Annotated in this window: 6 protein-coding genes and 1 pseudogene; 4 read left to right on the plus strand and 3 right to left on the minus strand. The window is 41.8% G+C overall.

Going from position 1 to position 4,091, the window contains the following annotated elements:
* Nucleotides 1-55: 55 nt before the first annotated feature.
* The 3 genes and pseudogenes from HWQ38_RS14945 to HWQ38_RS14955 form a co-directional block, all read right to left on the minus strand.
* A pseudogene (locus HWQ38_RS14945) lies at nucleotides 56-364 on the minus strand (nucleotidyltransferase domain-containing protein); the annotation flags it as partial.
* 211 nt (nucleotides 365-575) lie between these two features.
* Nucleotides 576-809: a Nif11-like leader peptide family natural product precursor gene (locus tag HWQ38_RS14950; protein WP_292794772.1), complete on the minus strand. Its 234-nt coding sequence runs from the start codon at nucleotides 807-809 to the stop codon at nucleotides 576-578.
* 221 nt (nucleotides 810-1,030) lie between these two features.
* A complete protein-coding gene (locus tag HWQ38_RS14955; RefSeq protein ID WP_292794773.1) occupies nucleotides 1,031-1,231 on the minus strand; it encodes a hypothetical protein in 201 nt (66 codons plus the stop codon).
* Nucleotides 1,232-1,367: 136 nt separating this feature from the next.
* On the opposite strand from HWQ38_RS14955, the gene rplU reads away from it, so the two are divergent.
* The 4 genes from rplU (at nucleotide 1,368) to HWQ38_RS14975 (ending at nucleotide 3,919) form a co-directional block, all read left to right on the plus strand.
* Nucleotides 1,368-1,775, plus strand: coding sequence for a 50S ribosomal protein L21 (gene rplU / locus HWQ38_RS14960; RefSeq protein WP_292794777.1), 408 nt, complete (start codon nucleotides 1,368-1,370; stop codon nucleotides 1,773-1,775).
* Nucleotides 1,776-1,805: 30 nt separating this feature from the next.
* The gene (rpmA, locus tag HWQ38_RS14965; protein ID WP_179068071.1) at nucleotides 1,806-2,102 is read left to right on the plus strand and encodes a 50S ribosomal protein L27; all 297 of its coding nucleotides are present in this window, start codon (nucleotides 1,806-1,808) and stop codon (nucleotides 2,100-2,102) included.
* A 496-nt stretch (nucleotides 2,103-2,598) separates the two neighbouring features.
* Nucleotides 2,599-3,195 carry a cytochrome b/b6 domain-containing protein gene (locus tag HWQ38_RS14970; RefSeq protein ID WP_292794774.1) on the plus strand — a complete coding sequence of 199 codons (597 nt, stop codon included), beginning with the start codon at nucleotides 2,599-2,601 and terminating at the stop codon, nucleotides 3,193-3,195.
* Nucleotides 3,196-3,202: 7 nt separating this feature from the next.
* On the plus strand, nucleotides 3,203-3,919 hold the full coding sequence (locus HWQ38_RS14975) for a molybdopterin-dependent oxidoreductase (RefSeq protein WP_292794775.1): 717 nt from the start codon (nucleotides 3,203-3,205) through the stop codon (nucleotides 3,917-3,919).
* The last annotated feature ends 172 nt before the right edge of the window (nucleotides 3,920-4,091 follow it).

Here is a 4,091-nt window from a genome sequence, read left to right on the forward strand (position 1 = left end):
TTCGATAAATATCCTGCTGACATGGAAATACCAATATTTTCTAATAACTCTAATAGCTTAAAAAAGGATAGTTATTTAACCAGAGCAATTCTAAAACATTGGGATTCGCGCCCGCTAATAACTGGAGGATTTTTCTTAATTCATATATAACCGTGTCTTTATTGCCATCAACGAATGGAAATATTCCTGGTTCATCCCAACCATCATCTTTTTGTTCTATCCGATCAAATCCCAAGTAGTACCTTTTGGGTGCGATAAATACTCCCCGATAATCAAAGTCTGAATCAGGACGATTTAAACCATAGCCGTGGCTACCTGCCAAACCAATTAAAATAGTTCTTTGCTCAACTTCTATTCTTTTCATCTCACCTGATTAAAATATACTCATCCTAACTCATGAGTTAACTCTCTTCAGATATTGAACAACGAGATCCCCGACTTCTCTAAGAAGTCGGGGATCTGAGCTTTGCGTTTAATAAGAATGCCCCGAAAGGAGATGATGCAATCATATCCCCTTTAGGAGCAAAACTTGTCAATTCAGTTGTTCCTATACTTTCGGTTTCCTAGAGCCGGAATTATCTAGGATTAATGTGGCGTCTAGTTCCCCATCCTGGATTGACAATGGTGGCTAAATCTTCTTCAGACAATTTGCTGATCTCAGCGTCTAGTTCTTTGACGGTGAAATCATAGCCACGCTCTTGAGCAATCTTGATGAAGGCTTCTGGATCAGCTGTTACTTTGAGTCTTTCCTGTAATGCTTGATCTTCTTTTACGGCTTGAAAAAGTCGGGCAGCATTTTGCTGTGTCATGACAATACATCTCCTGTTTGAAATATCAGGTTTGAACGTGGTAAATTAACTCCTGGGGATTTACTAACTTCTGTAAATAATTTCTAGATTAAGCACCTATAAGTTTGATCTTAAAACAAAGAGGAAAAATGTGTTGATTTTGATAAGAAAATATAACTTGTAGGCTAATAGTGCTATTACTATTTTGTAAAATTCAGCCCTAAGATAGTAGCAATTTTTAGTTAAAAAAGCATTTCTTCTGACTTGTAAATACAATTTACATTCGTGCTGGTGGATGATTGCCCATGAGGACTGTTGGCTAGTTCTTTACCGCTATTGGAAAATGTGCGATCGCAAAGTAGTGAATTAGCTGATTTTCGATCTTCAGACTGACCAGACGCCAATGCCAAATCTAAAAATCCGGTTACAGCTTGACTTGACACCTATTAATAAAATAGTATGTTAGATTGTCTGTCTAATTCCTGCTCGGATCAGGTAGACATATTACAAAAGCTGGTAAAAGCGTCTCTACACGAGACAAAAACTAGCTACCTGTACGGCAATCTCAAGGACAATTCCATGACCTACGCAATTATTGAAACTGGCGGCAAACAAATACGAGTAGAGCCAGGGCGGTTTTACGATATTGAACTGCTTACAAACGAACCAGATGAAAAAGTTACAATAGACTCCGTGTTATTGGTGCAGCACGATGGCGAAGTCACTATTGGACAGCCATTAGTGACAGGTGCGACTGTAGAAGGGACTGTAATGCGACATTACAGAGGTCGTAAAGTTCTGGTATACAAAATGAAGCCCAAAAAGAAAACCCGTAAAAAACGGGGGCATCGTCAGGAAATTACCAGACTTATGATTGACACTATCACCCTTAACGGTGCAGTGTTTGCTGCCCAAGGACCAACGGAGGAAGAAGTCCCCGTTGTAGATGACACTTCTGCCGAAGAAGTTGAAACCGCAGCTGAATAATAAAAAGAAGTAGATAAACAAGAGGAAATCATGGCTCATAAGAAAGGAACAGGTAGTACACGCAACGGTCGTGATTCTAATGCCCAACGTTTGGGTGTCAAGCGTTATGGCGGTCAAGTTGTACGTGCGGGAAACATTCTCGTGCGTCAGCGCGGTACCAAATTTCACCCTGGTAACAATGTCGGTATTGGTAGCGATGACACTCTGTTTGCCTTAATCGACGGTGTTGTAACGTTTGAAAGAAAGGGCAAGACACGTAAAAAAGTTAGTGTTTACTTACCTGTAGCTGCTGTTGAAGCAGCCCCTGCTGAGGCAGTAGCAAGTTAGAGTGTTAGGGTGGGTAAACAGTTTTACTCACCTTAATTGCTAGTTAGCACTGACATTGATAATCAGATTTGCTGAAATATTCCCAACAGTTGCTTAAAAGCCGTTTTGTTCCTCTGTCGCCCATAGGTTAGTATCAGAAGCATCAAAGCGCATAAGTTATTTCACTAAAATAAATATTTTAAGATGTTCGGGATAACTCAAACATCAGGAGTATCAAAAATAACGGTTAACAAGAGTTGCGATCGCTATTACTACTATTATTCAAAGTTGTGTTAGAAGCAAAGGCGTTATTTCATTGCAACGTAAATGCGATGCCTACGGCGGCAAGCTACGCTTCAGTGCGATACCTACGGCGGCCAGCTACGCAGTAGCAATCTGATGCAGTCTTCTCCAAGAAGGCATCCTCTTCACCTTTGAGATTTTGGATTAGAAGACCCAATCCGAAAGTCTAACAGGGAACAATATAAAAATCTAAAATCCAAAATCCAAAATTGGTATGACTTCATCAAAACGCAAAGTCCGCTCAATAGCAAGTCAGACTTTTCTATCAAAAACCTTTCACTGGATTAATATCATCAGTCTGATCTTGATGATCGGTAGCGGACTGCAAATCTATAATGCTAATCCGGTATTTGGAGGGCGTGCAGGTTGGCATTTTCCCGATTTTCTGTTGCTAGGAGGTTGGCTAGCGGGTGGCAGAAACTGGCATTTTACTGCTATGTGGCTGTTTTCGCTAAACTTACTTTGGTATGGAATCTATATCTTTGTAACTCGTCGTTGGCAGCGTCGATTTGCCGATCGCAGTGACTTAAAAGCATTGCAAGTCAGCCAGAATCCCAAGCGTAAGAATTACGCATGGCATCGGGTAGTTTATACTGCGATCATTCCAGTGCTACTGCTGGCAATCTTAAGTGGTCTGTCGATGTACAAACCTGCTCAACTGCATTGGCTTTCCGGGCTGTTTGGGAATTGGCAAACTTTACGCACTGTTCACTTTATCACTGTTCCCACTGTCATACTGTTTACAATTACTCATTCCTTACTTGCGCTGAAGGTAGGAAGCATCCGTCTAATTAAGTCTATGTTCCTGTAGAGGTAATATGAGTCTGATTCTTCCCAAACACACCCTATCCCGTCGTCGGTTACTGCAAGTATCTGGACTTTCAGGGGTAGGTTTTCTTTTAGGTGGCTGTGGGACAAATTTGTTCTCAGATAATGTGCGGCAAATATCTGAGCCACTAAACGAACGTCTTCAAGCACTCCTGCTAAGTCAAAAACTAATACCGGAATTTCCTGTTACTGCCATAGAAGCAGACAAATTGCTGATTAATACCTTTGACTTCACCCCGCAAATTGATCCGGCGCAGTTTCGCCTAACGATTGATGGTGAAGTTAGTAAGCCAATGCAATTGAGCATGGCAGATATTCAAAAACTTCCCTTGACTTCAACGGTGATTCGTCATGTCTGTGTAGAAGGCTGGGCTGCGATCGTTCAATGGGGAGGTGTGCGATTACGAGACTTAGTAGCGCTAGTACAGCCGAAGTCAAACGTCCGCTATGTCTACTTCAAATCTGCTGATGGCTACTATGAAAGCTGGGATATTGCCTCGGCTGTACATCCCCAAACCCTGATGGCTTATCAAAAGAATGGACAACCTTTATCGGCTGATAATGGTGCGCCCATCCGCCTAGCATCTCCAATTAAACTGGGCTACAAGCAAAGCAAGTGGGTAACTCAAATTACATTCGTCAGCAATTTGTTACCGATTAAAGGCTATTGGGAGGATCAAGGCTATGAGTGGTTTGCAGGGCTATAGTCACGCTATATGCAACTTATTCTTGTCACCCCGCTTCCAAACCAAAAACCTCAAAGAGTCCTGACTTTACAGCTATTTTCAGGTAAATAGACCACGCGGTAGGGGCACAGCATTGCTCATTGGTGTCAACTTAAGAGGATAAAGCCCATATTTGCTGGGTGCGAGCGTCAAT

Origin of the sequence: Nostoc sp. NMS7, from assembly GCF_017115085.1 — a bacterium.
In the GTDB taxonomy this organism is placed as follows: Bacteria; Cyanobacteriota; Cyanobacteriia; order Cyanobacteriales; family Nostocaceae; genus Nostoc.

Excerpts from the sequence above, each read along its gene's own strand:
- rplU (WP_292794777.1), top strand. The coding sequence starts at position 1,368 with ATGACCTACGCAATTATTGAAACTGGCGGCAAACAAATACGAGTAGAG.
- HWQ38_RS14970 (WP_292794774.1), top strand. The coding sequence starts at position 2,599 with ATGACTTCATCAAAACGCAAAGTCCGCTCAATAGCAAGTCAGACTTTT.
- HWQ38_RS14950 (WP_292794772.1), bottom strand. The coding sequence starts at position 809 with ATGACACAGCAAAATGCTGCCCGACTTTTTCAAGCCGTAAAAGAAGAT.
- HWQ38_RS14975 (WP_292794775.1), top strand. The coding sequence starts at position 3,203 with ATGAGTCTGATTCTTCCCAAACACACCCTATCCCGTCGTCGGTTACTG.
- rpmA (WP_179068071.1), top strand. The coding sequence starts at position 1,806 with ATGGCTCATAAGAAAGGAACAGGTAGTACACGCAACGGTCGTGATTCT.